We start from the raw sequence: 22,563 nt of genomic DNA on the forward strand, positions 1-22,563 counted from the left end.
CCGTGCTAGGAAGCTCGCCCATCCGAGCGGGCGGCGAGGAGCGAACTCACCACGAAGACGAGGCAGAGCAACGCTCCCCAGATGCTCCAGAAGTTATACCGCACGTCCGCTGCGGGGGAGATGAAGAACATGGGCGCCAGATAGAGCAACCCGCTGCCAAGGGCAGCCACCGCTTCGCCGGCAAAACGGCGATTGCGCTTTGGGAGGAAGACCACCAACGACAAGAGCCCCGCGACGTAGTAGACCCACGCACGTTCCAGGATGCTGTAGCGCGCCTTCCAGACATATCCCACCGCGACCGGCGTCAGCGCATTGGGTGTGTGGGAGATGCCGAGCTTGTTCTCGTCGACGGAGGGATGGGTCACGTAGAACGGCTCGTGCCGGTGCAGACCGATGTACTCGCGGAACACCGCGGCGCGATGTCGCAGGTAGTCGCCGGGATGCTGCCTGATCGCCGCAACCCAGTAGCGAGCGATCTCGCCGGGCTCCTGCACCGCCACCCTGTGCTCGACATCGTTGGCCGCCGTGATGTTCACGTGCCGCGGATCGTAGATCTTGCGCAGGTAGGCGACGTCCACCATCCCCCCGTCGCGTGCCGGCGTCACGGACTCGCCGGAAAAGCGCGAAATGCCGATCAGGTCGTAGCGCATGATTCCGTCCATGTTTGTGTTGCGCTCCAGGCGCTCCATGGAGGGAAAGCGAAAGCTGTTCACCACCAACACCAAGACGAACAGTACGAGCACGAGGCCGGTGCCACCGAGCGCCGCACGCACGATTTCGCGTCGTCCGCTACGGGCACGTGCCACCCACACCGCGTAGATGAGCAGAGGCAGTGCTCCGCTGGCTGCGTTGAAGCGGTAAGCCATCCCGCAGAACAGCAGGAGGACACCGAAGGCGATCCAAATTTTCCCGGGCAGCGCGCGCAAGCGTGCGTGGACCAGGGCCGCGAAGCCGGCCGCGTAGAAAGCGGCCATCGCGACGTCTTTCCAGACCACCAGCATCGTGCCAGTGAGGGGCGGCAATGCCGCCACGGCAATCACGGTCACCACCTGCGCAATCGGGTTCCAGCGCAGGGAGTGGAGTATCCACACCAACGACCCGAGGAGCAGCGCGTTCTGGAACAACTGCATGAGGCTCGGTCCTGGCCATATCCAGTCCAGGACCCGCCACACGTAGCTGCCGAACGGGGGGTACTGCGACCCTTCGACGTGGGAGCGGGCCTGCCGCAAGGCTTCGAGGGAGTCATAGGACATGAATCCCGGATACGACGCTACGGTGAAGAACACCGTCACAAGGAGCACCGCCATAACGCCCGCCGCGGGGAACGCGAAGTCGGAGCGCTTGTTCTCGCGTGCCGGTGCGTCCTGCAGGGGGCCGCCTCGCGCGAAGTCCGGCGCCATCACATCAGCCTCCGCAGCACGCCCTTGATCCCTTCCTGCTTCCAGACGCGGTGCGCGCGCACGAGCAGCGGGCTGGGATGGGCGACGGGCGCGCCAGCAGAGCGAATCGACTCGCCGGGCGGTACCGGCGACAACCCGGGCGATAGGTGCACCGTCAGTCGCTCCAGCGCTGCCTTCGGATCTGCGGAGTCGACGCCGGGATACTCAAGCTGGCCCTGCTGTTGCCACCACTGCGCATAACCGTCGGCGCGGAAGGGATCGGGAAAGGCTGCCTGCAGGTCCGGCCGGTCGCGATAGGCGATCCGCTGTGCGGGCGTAATCGGGGTGCCGTCGGAAAAGGTGCCATAGGCCCACTGCACCTTCGCGAGCGGATCCTGCGCGAGGCGGGAAGTCGTGTCCAGGTACCACTGCACCAGCTCGGCGACGGTAGTATTCCCGTCGGCGTGCTTGTCGGCCATGGCCTTGTGCGCGCCGCTATCGAAGCCGGTGAAATGATAGAAACCCAACGGCTCGCCGTTCACGCGGATGCCGTCGCGCATCGTGCCCTCCAGCTTGCGGCGGCGGATGTTCCAGGTCGCGACGTTTAGCCGCGGTGTCCGGAGGATGCCCGTCGTGGAGAAGAAGGCGGGCACGAGGTCGATCCAGCGCTGGTCCGTAAACAGGCCGTTCTTGATGTCGTCGCGGCAGAAGCGGTAGATGCGCTCGCCCCACCAGTGCGCGAACTCGCGGCCCTGTTCGTCCGCCTTCACGCCCACGAAGCCGAGGTTGTACACGCCGTGCTTGAGGCAGCTGATTTCGTTGTCCATCACGGCATCGAGGGTCTGCTCCGGCATCGTGAGGTGCGGCGTGAGCACGACACTGTGGGCGTCGAGGGCGGCCAGGACGTCGTCGAGGCGAGAGAAGGCCACCGTGTCAGGGTCCATGTACAGGACCTTCTCGCAGTCGTCGCGTTCGAGGAGCTTGGCCAGCATGAACGGCTTGATGGCGGTGGCGAGCTCCACGATACGGTGGCAGAAGATCCACCGCGTGGTGTTGGGAATGCCCAGGTCCTCGACGGCGGTGACGTGGTCGAACGGCTCCCGGGACAGGTCGTTGCCCGGATGCAAGCGATCCGCTAGCGCCAAGTGCAGCACCAACTCGGGGTGGTGGCGGCGCAGCGATTCGAACAGCAGCCGCACCTTGGGGATGTAGTTGAACGCCGCGCTGGTGAAGACGTGGACTTTTTTCATGCGAGCTCTGCGTGCTGGTCAGCGATGTCTTGGTGGAACCGGAGCAGCCGGTCGAGGAGGTCCGCGGCCGTGCCGCGGGGCAAGACTCGTCCGAAGCAATAGGTGCCCACGCGGTCCGCAGGCGCGCCGAAGTCGAAGCATGCCAACGGCACGCCCAACATGATCAGCTCCTGTGTGACGTAGGAGAAGGTTTCCGGGCAGATGGACGGCAGCAGGAACACGTTCGCGCCGGACCCCGAAATCAGCCGGGGCAGGTCGTCGCGGGAGAACGGGCCCGTGCTGCGCACCACCGAGGCGTCGCAGCGCGCATAGACCGAGCCGATCACCGTGATCTTGACGGGCAGGCTGCGCCGCACGATCTCTTCCGCCAACTCCTTCAGCACGCCCGCCCCCTTGTGCCATCCGATCGCCCCGACCACGCCGATGTGCAGCGGCGCGGAAAGGTCGACCACCGGTAGTGCATCGAAGCCTTCCACCGCGTGCGGGTGCACGCGAATGCGCCCGGGCACCAGCGCGGGATATGCGCGGCGCAGTAGTGACTCGGATGATGCTGAGAAGCAGGTGATCGTGTCGGCCGCGGCGAGGGCGCGGCCCCAGGCCTCCCGCCATACCGGCATGGACGCCGGCGGAAAGAGGCGCGCGAACTCGTTGTCATTGCGCGGCAGGCATCGCGTGCATTCCACGAGGTCCGGCACGCCGCAGAAGCGGCCCGCGTCGTTCAGCAGGAACTGTGAAGGGCATACCGCCAGGTAGTCGTGGATCACCACGTGCAAGGTCGTCCCCGGTTGAGCCCGGAAGGCCAGCAGCCAATCGGGCACACACTCTGGACGAGGGAAGGACACGGCGTCGTTGTAGAGGACCTCGTCGACAATGCCCGAGCCAGCCAGAGCGTCGGCGGGCGGGGTGATGAAGTGGAAAATCCGCGCCACCCCGTGGGCGCTGCGCAGTTCCAGGGTGTAGCGCAGTGACGCAATCTCGAAGGAAAGCACCAGGACCAGCGGCCGGTCGCGCAGGTGCTGCGAGATCCACCCCGCGCTGTAGCCGCTCGCACCACCACCCATGGAGTGATCAAAAACGAGCGGACAGCTCTCGGAACCGCGCGCATGCAGCGCGGCTCGGAGTTCGGCCATCCAGACTTCGGGAGTCGCGCCACCGTCCGCCTGAGGCTTCGCTCGCCGGTCGCCCCGCACCCACATGCGCGCGCGTCGCGAGAGCCGCCGGAAGAAATCCCCGGCATCCCAGGCAGCGTCACCGGCCCGGAGGCCGTCGACTGCAAGGGCGCAGGTGAACTCCTCGCCGTTTTCCAGCACACCAACGAGGGCGAGCGCTACCGCCTGGGCGCCTTCCCACGCCCCGTACACGAGCCAGCCGGAATGGCCCGCGTGAGGCTCGGTCGGGAATGCCTCCGCCACGTCCCGCCTCTCCTTCTGCGCCACGACGGGCAGCATCACGCTGCGGCGATCGGCCAGCGTGACGCGCAGGCGGAGCTGCGCCACGGCGCAGCGGCCGTCGAAGGCCCAGCCATAGGCGAACACTCGGTTGTCCCGGACCACACAGGCGTCGAGACTCGTTTTCATGGCCGACCTGCGGGAGAGATGCGCCTGCGCAGCCGCCCCAGCCACCAGCGCAAGCTGCTGGAGCGGTAGCTTTCGGCCGCCAGCGCGCGCTGCTCCTCCTGTTTCAGACGGGCCTCAGTCATGCTCAGGAGAGCCTCCGTGTTGCCAAGTCGCGCCGCAGTCGCTTGGGCGTGCTCGCTACAGGCCGCGAGCTCGGCGCGCCCTTTGCGGACTTCTTCTTCCATCATGCGCGACAGCGGGCTGGCATAGCGGAGCCCGAGCGTGCCTGCTGCGGAACTGGCGGCCAGTACCTCGAACGGGTACTGCGCCTTGTGCAGCATCAGGAGCGCCAGCGCATCGATGGATTCGATCGGTGCGAGGCCCTGCAGCGAACCATGGGCATGCAGCACGGGCAGGCGTTCGCGTGGCACTGCGAGGAGCGCCGCTTCGCCGGCTTCGCCGAACACGTTATGTGCGTTATTGAGGAAGTTCGCCGGGTTGTACGCCGGCTCCACCGAACCGAGGACGGCGCAGTCCAGGTCCTGGAAGGCACGGAGCACCTGCGCGCCGCCTTCCAGGTCGTTGCATTCAGCGAAGATCACAGGTCGGTGGCGCGCGAGCGTCTGTCCGGCTCCGGCGATCACGTCCGGCTCCATCCCTTCTGCGTCGATCTTAATCAGGTCCAACTGCTCGAAGGCGAAGCTATCCAGCGGCCGGATCGCGACGCGCTCCACTGGCTGCGCCTCTTTGTCTTCGGCCTCGCGCAGCGCCAGTCCGCCGAAGTTGACGGCGCGCTCGGACGAGATGCTAGCAGCCACGGACGGGATCTCCAGTGTGGCCTCGGAGCGGCCCAAGGCGCAGCCGTGGACGCGCACCTGGCTGAGCCCGTTGCGATCGACGTTGGACTGCAGCAGTTGACGGATCGCGCTGCGCGGCTCGAAGCTGTGCACCTGCCCTTGCGGGCCCACCATGCGGGCGAAGGCCAGCGTGTGGCTGCCGACAAAGGCGCCGATGTCCAGGACGGTGCCGCCCGCGGGCAGCAGCCGGGCAAGTTTCTCCAGCTCCAGTTGCGCCCACTCGCCGTACAGGCGCAAGGCTTCGCCTACCGTGGTGTCGCCTTCGAAGCATTCCATGGCCCCGTAGCGCGTCTCGAGCACCGGCCTCATGCAGGCAGCTCCGCCCCCACGGGCGTACGCGCCAGCCTGAGGGACAACTCCGGCAGGCCGCAGATCCCCTGCACGAGTCTTCCGTTCAGCGAGCTCAGCGCGATCGCATCGTGGATCCAGTGGTGCTGGACGTGATCATGGCCCTGGCCTTCGGCGAACGCGATATCGACCATGTAGTGACCTTGAAGCAGTTCAGGCATGCGGAAAGCGAATTCCACCGTAACCAAGTCGCCGGCCGCGAACACGACGCGAGAGGAACGGAAGGCTTGATCGGTGCTTTCGGAGATGATGAATTGACCCAGCCTGTCCTTGATAGTGATGCCGAACGCGGGGTACACCACCTGCTGGTCGATCCGCACCTGCAGCCGGACCGCCACCGGCTCGCCGGCGCGCGCCGTGTCGATGCGCTGGCCCCGCGCATTCACGAAGCAGGCGTCGACAAAGCGTCCGCCGCCACGACCGAAGGACTCGCCGCCGGCGTTGAACCCCGAGATCTGCACCACGCTGGGCTGCAGCGTGTCTGGCGTGAAGCTGACTGCGCCGGGTTGTGCCGGCGCAGGCGCAGCGAGGTCCGGTGCGGCGTCGCCGGCACGGGGTTCCTCCTGAACCTGCTGCGCATAGAAGTCCCTCAAATAGGCCTTGCAAACCTCATCGGAATCTCCCATCACGTACTCGGAGGTTGAGGGCTTCTTCAGCCACAGCGCCGTGCGGCACAGGTTCACGATAGCCGACGTGTCGTGGCTCACGAACAGCATGGTGCCGCCGTTCGCCTGGAACTGTCGCAGGAAGCGCATGCACTTCTGCTGGAAGAACACATCGCCCACGGCCAGCGCCTCGTCGATGACGAGGATCTCGGCGTCCACGTGCGCGATCACGGCAAAGGCCAGGCGCACGAACATGCCGCTGGAATACGTCTTCACTGGCTGATCAATGAAGGCCCCGATGTCGGCGAACGCGACGATGCGGTCAAAGCGCGCGTCCACCTGCTGACGCGACAGCCCGTACAGGGCCGAGGCGATGTAGACGTTTTCGCGGCCGGTGAACTCCGGGTTGAAGCCAGCGCCGAGTTCCAACAGGGCGGCGACCCGGCCGCGCACGTTGATCTCGCCGTCGGTGGGCGTCAGAGTGCCGCAGATCATCTGCAGCAGGGTGGATTTGCCCGCGCCGTTGCGACCGATCACGCCCACCGTCTGCCCCCGCTCTACACGGAACGAGAGATCCCGGATAGCCGCGAACTCGCGATAGTGCTTGCGGCCGCCGCGGGCGAACAGCTGACTAAGCCGCTGTTTCGGGCTGTCATAGATGTGGTAAAGCTTGCTGACGTGCGCGACTTCGATGATGGCGTCAGAGGACATCGGCGAATCCACTGCGCAACTTCTGGAAGCACGCGAATCCCGCCCACGCGATGAGCGCGCAGGCAAGGGTGTAGAGGCCAAATAGGGAGGCATCCGGCAGACGGGCCCAGAACAGCACGTCGCGCGCAAACTCCACCGGCACCGCGATCGGGTTGAGCGCGAAGATGCCGCGCAGGCGCTCAGGCAGGGCGGAGAGCGGATAGAAAATCGGAGACATGAACATGAGCGCGGTTGTAAAGACGCCCACGAGCGGCTCCAGGTCGCGCAGGTACACGGCCAGGGCGGAAAGCAGCCAACTCAGGCCGACGGTCAACAGCAGCACGGGCACGAGCACCACCAGGAACAGCGGCGCGGTGGCGCTCGGCGCGCCGAAAAAGACAAGGTAGAACAGCTCCCAGACTGCAAAGCTGACCAGCGTATGGAACAGCGCGGCGCCCAACGAGACCCAGGGTAGGATCTCCAGCGGGAACACCACCTTCTTCACGTAGTTCTGATTCTGCTTGATCAGCGCTGGGGCGCGGTTGACGCACTCGGCGAACAGGTTGAACACCATCAACCCGGCGAACAGCACGAGCGCAAACTCGCCGCGCGAGGTGCTGGCGGCGTTCCAGCGCGCCTTGAACACGGCGCTGAAGACGAAGGTGTAGACGCCCAGCATGAAGACCGGAAGCAGGAATGACCAAAGCAGACCCAGCATGGATCCGCGATAGCGGCCTACGACCTCACGCTTCGTGAGCACGCCGATCAGGGCGCGATGCCGCCAGAAACTGGTCACCATCTCGCGGGGGGAAGCCGCAAACTTAGCCATGGCTCAGTCGAACACCTGCGCGTCAGCCAGCAGCTTTCCCTCGCGGTCCTTGGCCGACAGCTGGGGGGCCATACCGATGTCAGGCCACCCGATCGCGAGGTTGGGATCATTCCAGGCCACGCACCGCTCGTGCTCAGGCGCGTAGTAGTCAGTGGTCTTGTAGAGGAAATCCGCCGACGGGCTGAGCACCAGGAAGCCATGGCCGAAGCCGGCCGGCACCCAGAACTGCTTCTGATTCTCCTCGCTCAGCTCGATCCCCACCCACCTGCCGAACGTCGGCGAGGAGCGGCGCAGGTCCACGGCCACGTCGAACACGGCGCCGCGCACAACGCGCACCAGCTTGCCCTGCGGCTGCTCCAGCTGGTAGTGCAGGCCGCGCAGCACGCCTTTCGCGGAGCGGGAATGGTTGTCCTGCACGAACCTCGTCACGACGCCGGTGGCTGCGCCGAATACCTTCTCGTTGAAACTTTCCAGGAAGAAGCCCCGGGCGTCGCCGAACACCTTGGGCTCGAGGACTAGGACATCCGGGATCTCTGTACGGGTGACCTTCATAGCGGCACGTTCCCTTCGCGCAGCACGCGCAGCAGGTAGCGCCCGTAGCCGTTCTTCTTCAACGGCTCGGCGAGCCGCTCCAGTTGGCCGTCATCGATGAACCCCGCGCGCCAGGCGATCTCCTCAGGGCAGGCGATCTTCAGGCCCTGCCGGTGTTCCAGCGTGGCGATGAACTGGCTCGCCTCCAGCAGGCTCTCGTGCGTGCCGGTGTCCAGCCACGCGTAGCCGCGCTTCATGATCTGCACCGACAGCTGCTTCTTCTGCAGGTAGGCCGCGTTCACCGCGGTGATCTCCAGCTCCCCGCGCGCGCTGGGCTTCACCGACTTGGCGATGTCGACCACCTGGTTGTCGTAGAAATACAGGCCCGTCACGGCGTAGTGGCTCTTGGGCTGTGCCGGCTTTTCCTCGATGCTCGTGGCGTTGCCCCCCTTGTCGAAGGCGACGACGCCGTAGCGCTCCGGGTCCTGCACGTGGTACGCGAACACCGTGGCGCCCGTCTTCTGCGCGTCGGCCTGCTGCATCATGGGCGCGAGGTCGTGTCCGTAGAAGATGTTGTCGCCCAGCACGAGCGCGCTCGGGTCGTTGCCCACGAACTTGTCGCCGATGATGAAGGCCTGCGCCAGGCCCTCCGGGCTGGACTGCACCGCGTACTGCAGGTGGATGCCCCACTGCGACCCGTCCCCGAGCAGCTGCTGGAAGCGCGGCGTGTCCTGCGGTGTGCTGATCACGAGGATGTCGCGCATGCCCGCCAGCATCAGCGTGCTGAGCGGGTAGTACACCATCGGTTTGTCGTACACGGGCAGCAGCTGCTTGCTCATGGCAAGCGTCGCCGGATGCAGGCGCGTGCCGGAGCCGCCTGCCAGGATGAGGCCTTTGCGTCGGGTCATGTTCAGAGGATTTCTTCCAGCATGCGGCTGACGCCCTGCTGCCAAGGAGGAAGCACCAGCCCGAAGGTGCTGCGGAAGCGGCTGGTGGCTAGTCTCGAATTATGCGGGCGCCGCGCAGCGGTCGGAAACGCGGAGGTGGGCACGGGGTCCACCTGATCCGGCCCGGCCTTGACATTTTCCCCGGCTTGCTGCGCTTTACCAACAACGAAGCGCGCATAACCGTTCCAGGTGGTCTCGCCGGCGGCCGCCACGTGGTAAATGCCGGCCTGCCCAGACCCGGCCAGCAGGCTGCGCACGGCATGGGCCGTCACGTCGGCCAGCAGGTCCGCGCCCGTGGGCGCGCCGTGCTGGTCGGCGATCACCGTCAGCCGCTCGCGCTCGCGCGCCAGCCGCAGCATGGTCTTCGCGAAATTGCCTCCGCGCGCCGCGTACACCCAGCTGGTGCGCATCACCAGGTGGCGGGGATTGGCGGCGACGATCCGCTGCTCGCCCGCCAGCTTGGTGCGTCCGTAGACGCTCAGGGGCCCGGTCTCGTCGTCCTCGCGCCAGGGGCGGCTTCCGCTGCCATCGAAGACATAGTCGCTCGAGTAATGCACCATCCACGCGCCGACTTCCGCGGCGGCCTGCGCGATGGCGCCAGGCGCGATCGCATTGATCTGCGCGGCCTGTTCGGCCTCGCTCTCCGCCTTGTCGACGGCGGTGTAGGCCGCGGCATTCACGACGGCATCGGGCCGCACGGAACGCACGGCAGCCGAGACGCCTTCCGCGTCCATCAAGTTCCCGCAGAGACCATTGGCGCCTTCACGATCGAGGGCTACGACCTCGCCGAGCGGCGCCAGGCTGCGCTGCAGCTCCCAGCCCACCTGGCCGTTGCGACCGAAGAGAAGAATCTTCACGGGCCGGTCACGCGGGCTGCGCGTAATGCTGGGTGATCCAGTCGCGATAGGCGCCGCTCTGCACGCGCTGCACCCAGTCGCCGTTCGCGAGGTACCACTGCACCGTCTTGCGGATACCGGTCTCGAAGGTCTCCGCCGGCTTCCACCCCAGCTCACGCTCGATCTTGCGGGCGTCGATGGCGTAGCGGCGGTCGTGCCCCGGACGGTCCTTCACGAACGTGATCTGCTCCCGGTAGCTGCCGCCGCCCCGCTTGGGGTTCATTTCGTCCAGCAGCGCGCACACCGTGTGCACGATCTCGAGATTCGGCTTCTCGTTCCATCCACCCACGTTGTAGGTCTCGCCCAGGCGCCCGGCCTCGAGCACGCGGCGGATGGCGCTGCAATGGTCGCCGACGTAGAGCCAATCGCGGATCTGCTGGCCGTCGCCGTACACGGGCAGCGGCTTGCCGGCGAGGGCATTGACGATCATCAGCGGGATCAGCTTCTCGGGGAAATGATAGGGGCCGTAGTTGTTCGAGCAGTTGGTGGTCAGCACCGGCAGCCCGTACGTGTGGTGGTACGCGCGCACCAGGTGGTCGCTGGCGGCCTTGCTCGCGGAATACGGGCTGTTCGGCTCGTACTTGTTTTCCTCGGTGAAGGCGGGATCCCTGGGGCCCAGCGATCCGTAGACCTCGTCGGTCGACACGTGCAGGAAGCGGAAGTTCTCGCGCTCGGCGCCCTGCAGCTGCGACCAGTACCCTCGCACCGCCTCCAGCAGCCGGAACGTGCCGACGACGTTGGTGTCGATGAAGGTGCCTGGCGAGTGGATCGAGCGGTCCACGTGGGACTCCGCGGCGAAGTTCACGACGGCGCGCACGCGGTGCTTCGCCAGCAGGCTCTCGACCAGGGCCTGATCCCCAATGTCGCCGCGAACGAACGAATGCCGTGAATTTGCGTCGAGACTGCGGAGATTCTCGAGATTGCCGGCATACGTCAACTTGTCCAGATTGAGGACATCTTCCGCTCCAGCGGACACCCAATCCAGGACGAAATTCGACCCGATGAAGCCCGCTCCGCCCGTTACGAAAATCATCCCCGTCTACTCCTGTGCATGCCTGCCGTCGATTATCTCACCCTGTGGCGAGCGGCTTCCCTGAGCCGCCCGGGCCTTGCGCCCGGCCAAGGCACAATATCGGCAATTGGTCGGACAGGGGACAGGCATGAAGGCGGTGATCTTGGCGGGTGGTCTCGGCACCCGCATTTCGGAAGAGACGACGGTGCGGCCGAAGCCGATGATCGAGATCGGCGGGAAGCCGATCCTTTGGCACATCATGAAGATCTACTCCGCGCACGGCGTGAATGACTTCATCGTCTGCTGTGGCTACAAGGGCTACGTGATCAAGGAGTACTTCGCCAACTATTTCCTGCACATGTCCGATGTCACCTTCGACATGCGCGCCAACTCGATGGAAGTGCACCAGAACCAGGCCGAGAACTGGCGCGTGACCGTCGTCGACACTGGCGAGAGCACGATGACCGGCGGCCGCCTGAAGCGCGTGCGCAACTACCTCGGCGACGAGGATTTTTGCTTCACCTACGGCGACGGCGTGAGCGACGTCGACATCACGGCGACGATCGCCTTCCACCGCAAGAGCGAGAGGCTTGCCACGCTGACAGGGGTCCAGCCTCCGGGACGCTTCGGTGCGCTTAACCTCGAAGGAACGCGCGTAGCCAGCTTCGAGGAGAAGCCGCACGGCGACGGGGCCTGGATCAACGGCGGCTTCTTCGTGCTCTCCCCGAAGGTCCTGGACCTGATCGAGGACGACAGCACGATCTGGGAACGCGGCCCCATGGAGAAGCTCGCGCGCGACGGCCAGCTCTCCGCGTATCTCCACGACGGGTTCTGGCAACCCATGGACACGCTCCGGGACAAGACTTACCTCGAGGAACTCTGGCAAGCCGGGAAGGCTCCCTGGAAGGTCTGGAAATGACCCCTGGGTTCTGGCGGGGCCGCAAGGTCTTTCTCACCGGACACACCGGGTTCAAGGGCAGCTGGCTGAGCCTCTGGCTGCAGCAGCTCGGGGCCCAGGTCACCGGCTACGCCTTGCAGCCGCCGACGCAACCGAGCCTCTTCGAGCTGGCGGGCGTCGCCTCGGGGATGCGGTCCATCCTGGGGGATGTCCGGGACGGGGCGCACCTTGCCGCGGCCATGAAGGACGCGCAGCCCGAGGTGGTGATCCACATGGCCGCGCAGCCGCTGGTACGCCATTCCTATGCGGAGCCGGTGGAGACCTACGCCACCAACGTCATGGGCACCGTGCACCTGCTCGAGGCCGTGCGCCAGACTGCGTCGGTCCGCTCCGTCGTAAACGTCACAACCGACAAGTGCTACGAGAACCGCGAGTGGGTGTGGGCGTATCGCGAGGACGAACCCATGGGCGGCCACGATCCCTACAGCAGCAGCAAGGGGTGCGCGGAGCTCGTCACGGCAGCCTACCGCAGCTCCTTCTTCCCGGCGGCCCTCCATGAGCGGCACCGCGTCGCCCTGGCCAGCGCCCGCGCCGGCAACGTGATCGGCGGCGGCGACTGGGCCAAGGACCGCCTGATCCCCGACATCCTCGCCGCGTTCGGCAAGGGCGAGCCCGTGGTGATTCGCAACCCCTCCGCCACGCGGCCGTGGCAGCACGTGCTGGAACCGCTGCGCGGGTACCTGGTGCTGGCGGAGCGTCTCTACACCGACGGCACCGCCTATGCGGAAGGCTGGAACTTTGGCCCGTGGTCCGAGGACGCCCGCCCGGTGGAGTGGATCACGCGCGAACTCGCCGAGCGGTGGGGCGCCGGCGCCCGCTGGGAAGTGAGCGCCGGGGAACACCCGCACGAGGCGAACTACCTCAAGCTCGACATCTCAAAGGCGGGTGCCCGCCTGCAATGGCGGCCCGTGCTGCGCCTGGCCGAAGCGTTGGACCTGATCGTCCAATGGGACCGCGCGCGCTCGTCCGGCGCCGACCTGCACTCCCTCACCCTCACCCAGATTTCCGACTACCAATCCAGGGCCCTCGCGCCCATATGACCCCGCTCCCGACAATGGAAAACGCGAAAACCAAAGCCCTGCGCGAGCAGATCGCCACGCTCGTCCAGGAATACGCCTCGATCGCCCTGCGCAGTGAACCCTTCCTGCCCGGTGCCACGATGATCCCGCCCTCGGGCAAGCTGCTCGATGCCAGCGAACTGAAGCTGATGGTCGAAGCGTCGCTGGACGGCTGGCTCACCACCGGCCGCTTCAACACCGAGTTCGAGAAGAAGCTGGCGGCCTTCATCGGGGTGAACCACCTGATCACGGTGAACTCGGGTTCGTCCGCGAACCTGGTCGCGTTCAGCACCCTCACCTCGCCCAAGCTCGGCGACCGCGCCATCAAGCAAGGCGACGAGGTGATCGGCGTGGCCTGCGGCTTCCCGACGACGGTGAACCCGATCCTCCAGTTCGGCGCCGTGCCGGTGTTTGTGGACGTGGACCGCTACACCCACAACATCGACGTGAGCCGCCTGGAACAGGCACTGTCGCCGAAGACCAAGGCGGTGATGATCGCCCACTCGCTGGGCAACCCGTTCAACCTCGACGCCGTGACGGCGTTCTGCAAGAAGCACGGCCTGTGGCTGGTGGAGGACTGCTGCGACGCCTTGGGCAGCACCTACCGCGGGAAGATGTGCGGCACGTTCGGCGACATCGGCACGCTGTCGTTCTATCCGGCGCACCACATCACCATGGGCGAAGGCGGCGCGGTCTTCACCAACAACGACGAACTGAAGGTTATCGCGGAGAGCTTCCGCGACTGGGGCCGCGACTGCTACTGCGCGCCCGGCAAGGACAACACCTGCGGCAAGCGCTTCTGCTGGCAGCTTGGGGACCTGCCCGAAGGCTACGACCACAAGTACACCTACAGCCATCTCGGCTACAACCTGAAGATCACGGACATGCAGGCCGCCTGCGGCCTGGCGCAGTTGGAGAAGGCGCCGCGCTTCATCCAGGCCCGCAAGGACAACTTCGCGTTCCTGAAGGAGCGCCTGAAGGACTGCGAGGAATTCCTGCAGTTGCCGCAGGCTACCGAGCATTCCGATCCGTCCTGGTTCGGCTTTCCCATCACGCTGAAGGAAAACGCGCCGGTGAGCCGCGTGGACCTGCTCACCTACCTGGACCAGAACAAGGTCGGCACCCGCCTGCTGTTCGCCGGCAACCTCACGCGCCAGCCCTCCATGGCGGGAGCGAAGTACCGCGTCGTGGGCGACCTCACCAACACGGATAACGTGATGAACAACACCTTCTGGATCGGCGTGCAGCCCTCGCTCACGTGCGAGATGCTGGACTTCTCCGCGCGCAAGATCGAGCAGTACCTCGGGGTGAACTTCTGATGGAGACGGTCGCACTGGCGCGGCGCATCCGCGCGAACGCTCTGCGCATGGTGCACCGTGCCGCCGCGCCGAGCGCGTGGGGTACCGGCCGGTGAAAACCTCCCTGGAGACGGTCCTGGATGAAGCCGCCCTCTGCCTCTGAGGAGGGCGCTGGCTTGGGCGGTTTCAGGCGCCTCACCGACCACCAGTTCGTCCGCTTCCTGCTGGTCGGCGTCCTGAACACTCTCTTCGGCTACGGCTGCTTCGCCCTGCTCTTGTCACTCGGCTTGCACTACTCGCTCGCGCTGCTGCTTTCGACAATCCTCGGCGTGCTCTTCAACTTCAAGAGCACCGGGGCTCTGGTGTTCGGCGCCCGCGACAACCGGCTGATCGTGCGCTTCGTCCTGACGTACACAGTGGTCTACGCCTGCAACGTCGGGGGCGTGCGCCTGCTGAACGAGGCGGGATTGTCTCCCGCGGTGGGAGGGGCCGTGTTGCTGCTACCCATGGCCGTGCTGGCTTTCATGCTAAACAAGAAATTCGTGTTTCACCGCTCGTAAAGCTCAGTTCTCACGCTCGCGGCGGGGTGTCACCAAAAGTAGCAGACCTGCCGTATCGCCCGTGCTAACTTGCGCATCGCACCCACGGGAGCGCGTGGCTCGCAGCCCACGCGCGCGGTGCGGAGGCGAGAATGGGCCGATTCGCAGGGCGCGAGATCCGCAAGGCCATCCTGGACATGGCCTTCTCCGGTGCGACTGTGCACATCGGCTGCGCGTTCTCCATCGTGGAGGTAGTAGCGGTCCTGTATCGAAACCATCTCCGGATCGACCCGGAACATCCGCGTGCCCCGGATCGGGATTACCTGGTCCTTAGCAAGGGGCACGGCGTGATGGCGCAATACGCCTGCTTGCGTGAGCATGGCGTCCTGAGCGAGGCGGCCATCGCCGCGTACTTCCGGGACGGATCACTCCTGAAGGGGCTCGCTGACGCGCACATCCCGGGCGTGGATGCAACCTGCGGATCGCTCGGCCACGGCTTGTCCGTCGCCACCGGTCTGGCGCTCGCCGCGAAGCGCCATGGCACCGAGCAAAAGGTCTACGCCATCGTGGGGGACGGCGAATTGGATGAAGGTGCCGTGTGGGAAGCCATGCTGTTCGCCAGCCAATTCCAGCTCGACAACTTGATCGTGGTCGTGGACAAGAACGGCTTTCAGGCGATGGGCTCGACCGACGAGGTGCTGGCTCTCGGCGACATCGAAGGCAAGTTCCGTGCTTTCGGATGCGATGCGGTAACGGTGGACGGGCACGACGAACAGGCGCTCGACGACGCCTACACGCGGATGAAGCAGGCGGCGAACGGCCGCGCGAAGGCGATCGTCGCCGTCACCGTCAAGGGCAAGGGGGTCTCGTTCATGGAGCACAACAACGTTTGGCACTACACCCGCCTCACGGCGGAAACGCATGCCGCGGCCGTGCGCGAGCTCGAGTACCCCGCATGAGAAACGCTTTTTCGGACGCGCTGGTCGCCGCCGCCGTTGCCGACCCCAACGTGCTGCTGCTCACCGGCGACCACGGGTACGCACTGTTCGACGCCTTCCGCAAGGCGCGCCCCGGCCAGTACATCAACTGCGGCGTCGCCGAACAGAACATGGTCGGCGTCGCCGCCGGACTGGCCAAGGGCGGCTTCCGGCCCATCGTCTATGGGCTGGCCGCGTTCGTGCCGATCCGGGTGCTGGAGCAGATCAAGATTGACGTCTGCTCCGAGCAGTTGGGGGTGGTGCTGATCGGCGACGGTGCCGGGTTTGTCTATGGGCACCTGGGCAGCAGCCACCAATCCACCGAGGACATCGCCGCGACGCGCTCCATCCCCGGCTTGGCCGTGCTGTCTCCGGCCGATCGCTTCGAGATGACGGCCACGATGCAGTTGGCGCTGTCCCTCGGCACGCCGGTGTACATGCGGGTCGGCAAGAGCGACCGGGGGGACGTCCATGCCGCGCCCGTGGCGCTGCGTGCCGGTCAGATGCTGTGCGTGCGCCCCGGCAAGGGCAGCGTTGCTATCCTGGCCACCGGATCGATGGTGCGCACCGCGATTGACGTCGCGCCGGCTGCCGCGGACGCCGAGGTATGGAGCGTCCCCAGCATCAAGCCCTTCGACGGCGAGCAGCTCGCGGCGATCGCGCACCACGCCGACGCGCTGGTGACAATGGAGGAGCACTCCACGATGGGAGGCCTGGGAGCCTGCGTCGCAGAGCAGCTCGCAGCGCTGCGGCCACGGCCCTTGCTGCGGGTGGGCGTCGAAGACCGGTTTTCGCAGTTCTGCGGGTCCTGGGACTATCTCCTGCACGAACATGCCCTGGATACCACCTCCGTGCGGCAGCGGGTCGAGCGCTTCGTCGCCCGAAATCGTGAAATCGCCGCCACGGTGTAGTCGATGCGCTGCGCGCGCACCGCTGGGACCGCATCAGCCGGCCCTCGCCGGATGGAAATGGCACCGGGCGAGGTATGCTGTCGGGCTCCGGAACGCGGCCCACGGCCCGCCCCCGTCCGCCGCCCGATCCACCCTGCACGACAGAGTCGTCGCTCGTCCACATGGCCAAGCTGATCAGCATCGTCACCCCTTGCTTCAACGAAAGCGAGAACATCGAGGAGCTTTACCGGCGCATCGTCGGTGTCATGGAGAAACTCCCTCATTACGAGTACGAGCACATCTGCATCGACAACGCGTCGACCGACGACACGGTTCCCAAGCTGCGGGCGATCGCCGCAGCGGATCCGCGGGTGAAGGTCATCATCAACGCGCGCAACTTCGGCCACATCCGCTCCCCGTACCACGCGCTGCTGCAGACCAAGGGCGATGCGACAGTGCTGCTCGCCTCCGATCTCCAGGACCCTCCGGAGATGATCGAGGAATTCATCCGCAAGTGGGAAGAAGGCTACAAGACGGTGCTGGCCGTCAAGCCCGAGAGCCAGGAATCGGCGCTGATGTTCTTCGTGCGCAAAGCCTATTACCGGCTGATCACCCGCATTTCCGAGGTGCCGCTCGTGCAAAACGCGACCGGAGCCGGCCTCTTCGATCGTGCAGTGATCGACATTTTGCGTCAGCTGCAGGACCCGTATCCCTATTTCCGGGGCCTCCTGTGCGAGATCGGCTTTCCGATCGCCACCGTGCCATTCAATCAGCCGCGGCGCACACGCGGCATCACGAAGAACAATTTCTACACGCTGTACGACATCGCGATGCTTGGCATCACGAATCATTCGAAGCTGCCGCTGCGGCTCATGACCATGGCGGGTTTCGGGGTGTCGCTACTGAGCCTGTTCACTGCGCTCGTGTATCTCGTCGCCAAGCTGATTTTCTGGGACTCTTTTCAGGTCGGCGTGGCGCCCTTGCTGATCGGCATCTTCTTCTTCGGTGCCGTGCAGACATTCTTCATCGGCCTCCTCGGCGAATACATCGGCTCGATCCACACCAAGGTGCGGAACATGCCGCTGGTGATCGAGCGTGAGCGCATCAATTTCCAGCCCGCATCCGCCGCCAAGCCCTCGTACCTCTCCGTTCCGGCAGCAGGCGAGGAAACCGGAATGGCATGACAGGCCTTCGCCCGATTCTTTGTTGGCAGTGGCAAAGCGAAGCCGCAGGTCCGGCGTCGGCAGCAGCCTGCGCACGCATCGCGGCACTGATCCTGTACGGTGTCTGGACATCATCGGCTCCTGCGAGCTGCTGTCGGCCTTGTTCTTCCTCACGTTGCTGCGATGGACGGTCAACACACCGCGGGCACCGTCGCTGTTCGGCAGGGCATTGCTCGTTCTGTTCACCAGCGAGAAGTACCTGCCGGCCGTCGCGGCGCTAAAGTGGATGCGCGGCACTTCCGCCACCACCCCAGGAGAACCCCGATGGCCACCAAACCGCCCCCTTCCGACGAAGACGTCGAGTCCTCTGCCAGCCAGTTCGCCGGCACCGTGAAGGAGTCCGCCCAGCAGATCTGGCTCGCGGGACTGGGCGCCTTTTCCAAGGCGCAGGAGGAAGGCGGCAAGGTGTTCCAGGCCCTGGTGAAGGAAGGCGTCACGCTGCAGAAGCGCACGCAGGCCACCGCGGAGGAGAAGCTTACCGAGGCCACCGGCCGCATGAGCTCCATGGCCAGCGAGCTGTCGTCCAAGGCCTCGGGCCAGTGGGACACGCTGGGCACGATCTTCGAGGAGCGCGTCTCGCGCGCCCTCAAGCAACTCGGCGTGCCCAGCGCGCGCGACATCGAGCAATTGACGAAGCGCGTCGACGCCCTCGAGCGCAGCATCGCTGCCTCGCAAGGCACGGGCAGCGCACGCAAGACCGCGGCGAAGCGCGCCGCCGCTGCGGGATCGGCGAAGACGCCCGCTGCCAAGCGCGCCCCGCGCAGGACGGCGCGGTGAAGCGACGGGTCGGCCGGGCCTGTCCCTGCCGGCCGCCCCGCGCGCCTGCGCTCGCCGTGGGCGCAGCACCGCGACGCCGCGCCTGAGCGATGGCCCGCAAAGCCCCGCGCCGCACCGCGGAACGCATCCTCGAGGTCACGCTGGACCTGTTCAACCGCTTCGGCGAGCCGAACGTGTCGACCACGCTGATCGCCGCCGAACTCGGGATCAGCCCCGGCAACCTGTACTACCACTACCCGGCGAAGGACGCGCTGATCAACAGCCTGTTCGATCGCTACGAAAACGCCTTAAGCGCATTGCTTCCGGCGGCCGGTGAGGTGCGCGACGTGGAGGACGCCTGGTTCTTCCTGCACACACTCTTCGAGCTGATCTGGCAATACCGCTTCCTCTATCGCGACCTCAACGACCTGCTCTCGAAGAACCGCCACCTCGAGACGCAGTTGCAGCAGGCGTTGCATGACAAGACGCTCGCAGTGCATGCCTTGCTGCAGGGGATGGGCAGCGGCGGCGCAGTGCACATCGACCCCGGCGAATTGCAACCGACCGCGACCAGCATGGTCGTCGTGCTCACGTTCTGGTTGAGCTTCGAGTACGCGCGCGATCCGCGCCACGCGCTGGAAACGGCCAACGCGCAGCAGGCTTTGCTGCGCGGAGCGCACCACGTGCTCCATCTGCTGGTACCCTATCTGGAACCCGCGCAACGCGCGCACCTGCTGCAACTGGCCGGTGCGTATGGAGACAGCGTAACGGCCTGAGCGCGCGGGCAAGGAGAGGCGGAATAGCGATGGGCGAGTGGATGGCCTTCGCGCGGCCGGATCTGTTCCGGCACGACGCGGCGAGCGTGACGCGCGAGTGGCCGCGCCTGCATGCGGGGGACGCCGAGCCCCTGCCATCCGACCCGGCGGTGCTCGCCGCCTGGGTGCATTTCCACAATGGCGAGTTCCAGCGCGCCGTCGAATCGGGCCTGCACGCAGGGGGCGCCGGCATCACGGCGGCGAACAAGGCCACCTGCATGTACGCCAATTACCTCGAGCAACGCGAGGCACGGCGCCTCGAGCTGTTCCTCGAGGCCGCGGAACGCGCCGAGCGGCAGGCGCGCGACGAGCCCACGAACCCGAACGCCTGGCACTTGCACGCCTATGCCCTCGGGCGCTACAGCCAGGCGATCAGCGTGGCCAAGGCGCTGGCGCAGGGCCTGGGCAGCAAGGTGAAGGCCTCGCTCGAGCGCGCCATCTTCCTGCAGCCGCGCCATGCCGAGGCGCAGGCCGGGCTGGGTGCCTTTCACGCGGAAGTGATCGACAAGGTGGGCACCCTGATCGGCGGGATGACCTATGGCGTGAAGCGCGAGACCTGCCTGCGCCTGTTCAGCGACGCGCTGCGGCTGCACCCGCGTTCCCCGGTCGTGCTGGTGGAATACGCCAATGCGCTCGTGATGCTGGATGGCGAGAAGAAGATGAAGGAGGCCACGCGCCTCTACCGCGACGCGACGGCGATCGAACCGCTCGATGCCAAGGAGTGGCTGGACGTGCAGCGCGCCCGCTCCGAGCTGGGATTGGACCGCGAGAGCCTACGGCCGCTCGCGTCGGCAGACTACACGGCCAGGCTCGGCAGCGCCCAAGAATCGCGCCCCATGGACTCACTCAACATTTTCCAGGCGCTGCTGGTCAGCCACCAGGAGCAGCGGGCGCTGTACGCGCGCCTGCTGGCCACCAAGCAGGCGTCGCCGGAGCGGCAGCACGTCTTCGAGGAGCTCAAGGCCGAACTGGCCGCGCACGAGACAGCGGAGGAACGCTGCTTCTACGTGCCGCTGATCGAGCATGACGAGTCGGTAGACCTGTCCCGCCACGGCATCGCCGAACACCACGAGATGGACGAGATGGTCGAGCACCTGGAGCAAGTGGACCCGCATGCCGCCGAATGGCAGGAGTGCTGCCAGAAGCTCTGCGAAAAGATCGAGCACCACCTGACCGAGGAGGAACAGAAGTTCTTCCCGAAGGCCGGCGAGATCCTCGACGACGCGCAGAAGATCCAGCTGGGGCGCGACTACGAAGCGGAGTTCATGACGCTGCGCATCAAGCAGGAAGCCTGAGGCGCAACGCTCTCGTCCTCGCGGTGCGCGCTTAAGATAGCCGCCCCAACCGCAGGAGCGCCATGTCCGACCTCAACGCCGATTTCGAAGCCGCCGTCGCGAACTCGAAGAAACTCTCGCAGCGCCCGGACAATGCCACGCTGCTGAAGATCTACGGCCTGTACAAGCAGGCCACGCTCGGCGACGTGACCGAGAAGAAGCCGGGCTTCGGCGACATGATCGGCCGCGCCAAGTGGGACGCCTGGAACGCGTGCAAGGGCACGTCCGCCGACGACGCCAAGCAGCAGTACGTCGCGCTGATCCGGTCGCTCAGCTGATCGCAGCGCCGCCCGCAGCGGCGTTCAACGCGTCTTCTTTCCCGCCTGCGGTGCCCCGGGCTTGGGCGCCCTGTGCGCGTCGGCGTGCGGCTTCGGATGCTTCGCGGCGTGCTTCGCATGGTGCCGCTCCAGGCGGTGCTCGAAGGCCTGCAACGGATCCTCCTGGGCCAGCAACTCGTCGAGGTTGCTGGCGATCGCGCGCTCGATGGTGGGCTTGAGCACGCCCAGCAGCAGGCCGAGCTTCGCCTCGAGTTCGAAGCGCCCCTCCATCACGCGCAGCTCGCCGCTCGCGCCCGGGCGGCGGAAGCGGACGACGTCGTGCGTCTCGCCATGCTGGTAGACGCACTGCGCCTCCAGTTTCGTCTCGGCCACTTCCGCCCAGCGGCGTGCCAGCTGGCGCGCGCGGTGCAGCCCGAGCCCGTGCTCGCGCACGATGTGGATGTCAGCCAATGCCGCCCTCCTTGAGCCGGTCGTGCCGTTCCTGCTTGGGGAGTGCCTCGAGTTCCCGGACCGCGGCATAGAAGCGCAGCCAGTCGTCGCCCTCCGCGTGGAACAGGCGCTCGAAGCCCGGCACCAGTTCGTCGTACGCCGCCTGCGCGCCGAAGAAGGCGTTGTTCGCCTCGCGCACCCAGCGGTCATAGCCGCGCCACACGCGCGGGTCGCCGCCTGCCTGCTGCTTCATCTGCTCGTAGCCGGCGCGGAAGTCCGCCATGATCTTTTCCTTGCCCGCTTCCTTCTGTTCCGAGGACAGGCCCGGCGTCTGGTACAGGTCTTCCAGCTGCTCTCGCGTGCGTCGCGACAGCTCGCGGAACAGCTGCCGCCGGTGGTCGTACGCAGCGTACTCCTGGCGCGCCTTCTCGCTGGCCTGCGTGCGCAGCCAGCGTTCGCCGCCCAGGCGTTCGACCGCGACTGCGAAGGACTCGTTGAAGGTGGTGTCGTTCTTCGCGTAGACGACCTGGTGCGCCAGCTCGTGGAAGATCAGCCGCGCGAGCTCGCCTTCCGGGTAGCCGATGAAGGTGTTCAGCAGCGGGTCGCCGCCGGCCCAGTTCATGTAGCCCAGCGTGGAATACGCGGTCACGGGATAGACGTTGACTTCGTAGCCCTCCTGCGCCAGTTCGGCGGCATCGGCATTCGCGCGCGCCTGGTCGTAGTAGCCGCGGTAGCCCACGCAGCCCGTCACCGGGAAACACCAGGTCTTGAGCTCCAGCGAATACGCGGGCGCCGCCGTCACGTTCCAGATCGCCGCGGTGCGGTGCAGGTCCGCATAGCGGTGGTAGCTGGGGTTGTCCGGCAGCTTCAGCTCGGTGACGGCATAGTTGCGGATGCGCTGCGCCAGCTCCAGCCGCTCGCGCAGCTTCTCCGGCGTCTGCGGCTCCTGCACCAGTTCCTCGATGGGGCGCGCGGCCGCCATGATGTGCAGGTGCCCGCTCACCGATTGCCAGTAGTAGCCCAGCGTCGAGCACCCTGTCAGCAGGAAGCTCGCGGCCAGGGCGAGTGCCGCCAAGCCTCCGAATCCCATCAGCAGTACCTTCCTTTT

General features: G+C 66.2%; 23 protein-coding genes and 1 pseudogene. 12 read left to right on the forward strand and 12 right to left on the reverse strand.

What is annotated here, in order from left to right:
- Positions 1 to 5 precede the first annotated feature (5 nt).
- The 10 genes from JJB11_RS00645 to rfbB form a co-directional block, all read right to left on the reverse strand.
- Entirely contained in the window at positions 6 to 1,400 is a 1,395-nt protein-coding gene (locus JJB11_RS00645) for a hypothetical protein (RefSeq protein ID WP_201165976.1), read from the reverse strand.
- Positions 1,400 to 2,629 carry a glycosyltransferase family protein gene (locus JJB11_RS00650; RefSeq protein WP_201165977.1) on the reverse strand — a complete coding sequence of 410 codons (1,230 nt, stop codon included), beginning with the start codon at positions 2,627 to 2,629 and terminating at the stop codon, positions 1,400 to 1,402. Before JJB11_RS00650 ends, JJB11_RS00645 begins: the two co-directional genes overlap by 1 nt.
- Complete coding sequence (locus JJB11_RS00655) at positions 2,626 to 4,206, reverse strand: glycosyltransferase (RefSeq protein ID WP_201165978.1); 1,581 nt, start codon at positions 4,204 to 4,206, stop codon at positions 2,626 to 2,628. The genes JJB11_RS00650 and JJB11_RS00655 overlap by 4 nt, the downstream gene beginning before the upstream one ends.
- Entirely contained in the window at positions 4,203 to 5,279 is a 1,077-nt protein-coding gene (locus tag JJB11_RS00660) for an FkbM family methyltransferase (RefSeq protein ID WP_201165979.1), read from the reverse strand. The genes JJB11_RS00655 and JJB11_RS00660 overlap by 4 nt, the downstream gene beginning before the upstream one ends.
- Positions 5,280 to 5,347: 68 nt before the next feature.
- Positions 5,348 to 6,706 (reverse strand): ABC transporter ATP-binding protein, encoded by a 1,359-nt coding sequence (locus tag JJB11_RS00665; protein ID WP_201165980.1) that lies wholly within the window; start codon positions 6,704 to 6,706, stop codon positions 5,348 to 5,350.
- Positions 6,696 to 7,514, reverse strand: a complete 819-nt coding sequence (locus JJB11_RS00670) for an ABC transporter permease (RefSeq protein ID WP_201165981.1) — start codon at positions 7,512 to 7,514, stop codon at positions 6,696 to 6,698. The genes JJB11_RS00665 and JJB11_RS00670 overlap by 11 nt, the downstream gene beginning before the upstream one ends.
- A 3-nt stretch (positions 7,515 to 7,517) precedes the next feature.
- Positions 7,518 to 8,066 (reverse strand): dTDP-4-dehydrorhamnose 3,5-epimerase, encoded by a 549-nt coding sequence (rfbC, locus tag JJB11_RS00675; RefSeq protein WP_201165982.1) that lies wholly within the window; start codon positions 8,064 to 8,066, stop codon positions 7,518 to 7,520.
- Entirely contained in the window at positions 8,063 to 8,953 is an 891-nt protein-coding gene (gene rfbA, locus JJB11_RS00680) for a glucose-1-phosphate thymidylyltransferase RfbA (protein WP_201165983.1), read from the reverse strand. The genes rfbC and rfbA overlap by 4 nt, the downstream gene beginning before the upstream one ends.
- 2 nt (positions 8,954 to 8,955) lie before the next feature.
- Positions 8,956 to 9,849 (reverse strand): dTDP-4-dehydrorhamnose reductase, encoded by an 894-nt coding sequence (gene rfbD / locus JJB11_RS00685; RefSeq protein WP_201964528.1) that lies wholly within the window; start codon positions 9,847 to 9,849, stop codon positions 8,956 to 8,958.
- A 7-nt stretch (positions 9,850 to 9,856) separates the two neighbouring features.
- Positions 9,857 to 10,921 (reverse strand): dTDP-glucose 4,6-dehydratase, encoded by a 1,065-nt coding sequence (rfbB, locus tag JJB11_RS00690; protein WP_201165984.1) that lies wholly within the window; start codon positions 10,919 to 10,921, stop codon positions 9,857 to 9,859.
- Between the two features lie 127 nt (positions 10,922 to 11,048).
- Between rfbB and rfbF the strand changes: the two genes are divergently transcribed.
- From rfbF to JJB11_RS00750, 12 genes and pseudogenes are all read left to right on the forward strand, one after another.
- Positions 11,049 to 11,819, forward strand: coding sequence for a glucose-1-phosphate cytidylyltransferase (gene rfbF, locus JJB11_RS00695; RefSeq protein ID WP_201165985.1), 771 nt, complete (start codon positions 11,049 to 11,051; stop codon positions 11,817 to 11,819).
- Complete coding sequence (gene rfbG, locus JJB11_RS00700; protein WP_201165986.1) at positions 11,816 to 12,898, forward strand: CDP-glucose 4,6-dehydratase; 1,083 nt, start codon at positions 11,816 to 11,818, stop codon at positions 12,896 to 12,898. The genes rfbF and rfbG overlap by 4 nt, the downstream gene beginning before the upstream one ends.
- A 14-nt stretch (positions 12,899 to 12,912) precedes the next feature.
- A complete protein-coding gene (rfbH, locus tag JJB11_RS00705) occupies positions 12,913 to 14,235 on the forward strand; it encodes a lipopolysaccharide biosynthesis protein RfbH (RefSeq protein WP_201165987.1) in 1,323 nt (440 codons plus the stop codon).
- Positions 14,236 to 14,354: 119 nt separating this feature from the next.
- Complete coding sequence (locus JJB11_RS00710) at positions 14,355 to 14,774, forward strand: GtrA family protein (protein ID WP_201165988.1); 420 nt, start codon at positions 14,355 to 14,357, stop codon at positions 14,772 to 14,774.
- A 131-nt stretch (positions 14,775 to 14,905) separates the two neighbouring features.
- Complete coding sequence (locus tag JJB11_RS00715) at positions 14,906 to 15,712, forward strand: transketolase (RefSeq protein ID WP_201165989.1); 807 nt, start codon at positions 14,906 to 14,908, stop codon at positions 15,710 to 15,712.
- Positions 15,709 to 16,641 carry a transketolase family protein gene (locus tag JJB11_RS00720; RefSeq protein ID WP_201165990.1) on the forward strand — a complete coding sequence of 311 codons (933 nt, stop codon included), beginning with the start codon at positions 15,709 to 15,711 and terminating at the stop codon, positions 16,639 to 16,641. Before JJB11_RS00715 ends, JJB11_RS00720 begins: the two co-directional genes overlap by 4 nt.
- 161 nt (positions 16,642 to 16,802) lie before the next feature.
- Positions 16,803 to 17,804: a glycosyltransferase family 2 protein gene (locus tag JJB11_RS00725; protein WP_201165991.1), complete on the forward strand. Its 1,002-nt coding sequence runs from the start codon at positions 16,803 to 16,805 to the stop codon at positions 17,802 to 17,804.
- A 303-nt stretch (positions 17,805 to 18,107) separates the two neighbouring features.
- Positions 18,108 to 18,620 (forward strand): phasin family protein, encoded by a 513-nt coding sequence (locus JJB11_RS00730; RefSeq protein ID WP_201165992.1) that lies wholly within the window; start codon positions 18,108 to 18,110, stop codon positions 18,618 to 18,620.
- 89 nt (positions 18,621 to 18,709) lie between these two features.
- Positions 18,710 to 19,375 carry a TetR/AcrR family transcriptional regulator gene (locus JJB11_RS00735; protein ID WP_201165993.1) on the forward strand — a complete coding sequence of 222 codons (666 nt, stop codon included), beginning with the start codon at positions 18,710 to 18,712 and terminating at the stop codon, positions 19,373 to 19,375.
- A 29-nt stretch (positions 19,376 to 19,404) separates the two neighbouring features.
- Positions 19,405 to 20,169, forward strand: a pseudogene (locus JJB11_RS00740) (hypothetical protein); the annotation flags it as partial.
- 81 nt (positions 20,170 to 20,250) lie between these two features.
- The gene (locus JJB11_RS00745) at positions 20,251 to 20,709 is read left to right on the forward strand and encodes a hemerythrin domain-containing protein (protein ID WP_201166974.1); all 459 of its coding nucleotides are present in this window, start codon (positions 20,251 to 20,253) and stop codon (positions 20,707 to 20,709) included.
- A gap of 62 nt (positions 20,710 to 20,771) precedes the next feature.
- Entirely contained in the window at positions 20,772 to 21,026 is a 255-nt protein-coding gene (locus tag JJB11_RS00750) for an acyl-CoA-binding protein (protein WP_201165994.1), read from the forward strand.
- Between the two features lie 24 nt (positions 21,027 to 21,050).
- On the opposite strand, the gene JJB11_RS00755 is transcribed toward JJB11_RS00750, so the two are convergent.
- Both JJB11_RS00755 and JJB11_RS00760 read right to left on the reverse strand, forming a co-directional pair.
- Entirely contained in the window at positions 21,051 to 21,476 is a 426-nt protein-coding gene (locus tag JJB11_RS00755) for a polyhydroxyalkanoic acid system family protein (RefSeq protein WP_201165995.1), read from the reverse strand.
- Positions 21,469 to 22,530 (reverse strand): aminopeptidase, encoded by a 1,062-nt coding sequence (locus JJB11_RS00760; protein WP_201964530.1) that lies wholly within the window; start codon positions 22,528 to 22,530, stop codon positions 21,469 to 21,471. Before JJB11_RS00760 ends, JJB11_RS00755 begins: the two co-directional genes overlap by 8 nt.
- Positions 22,531 to 22,563: the final 33 nt, after the last annotated feature.

The organism is Ramlibacter ginsenosidimutans (assembly GCF_016654015.1).
GTDB lineage: Bacteria > Pseudomonadota > Gammaproteobacteria > Burkholderiales > Burkholderiaceae_C > Ramlibacter > Ramlibacter ginsenosidimutans.

What these genes read in the sequence shown, in the direction of transcription:
- JJB11_RS00650 (WP_201165977.1), bottom strand. Translation starts at nt 2,629, where the DNA reads ATGAAAAAAGTCCACGTCTTCACCAGCGCGGCGTTCAACTACATCCCC.
- JJB11_RS00670 (WP_201165981.1), bottom strand. Translation starts at nt 7,514, where the DNA reads ATGGCTAAGTTTGCGGCTTCCCCCCGCGAGATGGTGACCAGTTTCTGG.
- JJB11_RS00735 (WP_201165993.1), top strand. Translation starts at nt 18,710, where the DNA reads ATGGCCCGCAAAGCCCCGCGCCGCACCGCGGAACGCATCCTCGAGGTC.
- JJB11_RS00655 (WP_201165978.1), bottom strand. Translation starts at nt 4,206, where the DNA reads ATGAAAACGAGTCTCGACGCCTGTGTGGTCCGGGACAACCGAGTGTTC.
- JJB11_RS00745 (WP_201166974.1), top strand. Translation starts at nt 20,251, where the DNA reads ATGGACTCACTCAACATTTTCCAGGCGCTGCTGGTCAGCCACCAGGAG.
- JJB11_RS00665 (WP_201165980.1), bottom strand. Translation starts at nt 6,706, where the DNA reads ATGTCCTCTGACGCCATCATCGAAGTCGCGCACGTCAGCAAGCTTTAC.
- rfbC (WP_201165982.1), bottom strand. Translation starts at nt 8,066, where the DNA reads ATGAAGGTCACCCGTACAGAGATCCCGGATGTCCTAGTCCTCGAGCCC.
- JJB11_RS00715 (WP_201165989.1), top strand. Translation starts at nt 14,906, where the DNA reads ATGGGCCGATTCGCAGGGCGCGAGATCCGCAAGGCCATCCTGGACATG.
- rfbF (WP_201165985.1), top strand. Translation starts at nt 11,049, where the DNA reads ATGAAGGCGGTGATCTTGGCGGGTGGTCTCGGCACCCGCATTTCGGAA.
- rfbH (WP_201165987.1), top strand. Translation starts at nt 12,913, where the DNA reads ATGGAAAACGCGAAAACCAAAGCCCTGCGCGAGCAGATCGCCACGCTC.
- JJB11_RS00720 (WP_201165990.1), top strand. Translation starts at nt 15,709, where the DNA reads ATGAGAAACGCTTTTTCGGACGCGCTGGTCGCCGCCGCCGTTGCCGAC.
- JJB11_RS00730 (WP_201165992.1), top strand. Translation starts at nt 18,108, where the DNA reads ATGGCCACCAAACCGCCCCCTTCCGACGAAGACGTCGAGTCCTCTGCC.
- rfbA (WP_201165983.1), bottom strand. Translation starts at nt 8,953, where the DNA reads ATGACCCGACGCAAAGGCCTCATCCTGGCAGGCGGCTCCGGCACGCGC.
- JJB11_RS00725 (WP_201165991.1), top strand. Translation starts at nt 16,803, where the DNA reads ATGGCCAAGCTGATCAGCATCGTCACCCCTTGCTTCAACGAAAGCGAG.
- rfbB (WP_201165984.1), bottom strand. Translation starts at nt 10,921, where the DNA reads ATGATTTTCGTAACGGGCGGAGCGGGCTTCATCGGGTCGAATTTCGTC.
- JJB11_RS00710 (WP_201165988.1), top strand. Translation starts at nt 14,355, where the DNA reads ATGAAGCCGCCCTCTGCCTCTGAGGAGGGCGCTGGCTTGGGCGGTTTC.
- JJB11_RS00645 (WP_201165976.1), bottom strand. Translation starts at nt 1,400, where the DNA reads ATGGCGCCGGACTTCGCGCGAGGCGGCCCCCTGCAGGACGCACCGGCA.
- JJB11_RS00750 (WP_201165994.1), top strand. Translation starts at nt 20,772, where the DNA reads ATGTCCGACCTCAACGCCGATTTCGAAGCCGCCGTCGCGAACTCGAAG.
- rfbG (WP_201165986.1), top strand. Translation starts at nt 11,816, where the DNA reads ATGACCCCTGGGTTCTGGCGGGGCCGCAAGGTCTTTCTCACCGGACAC.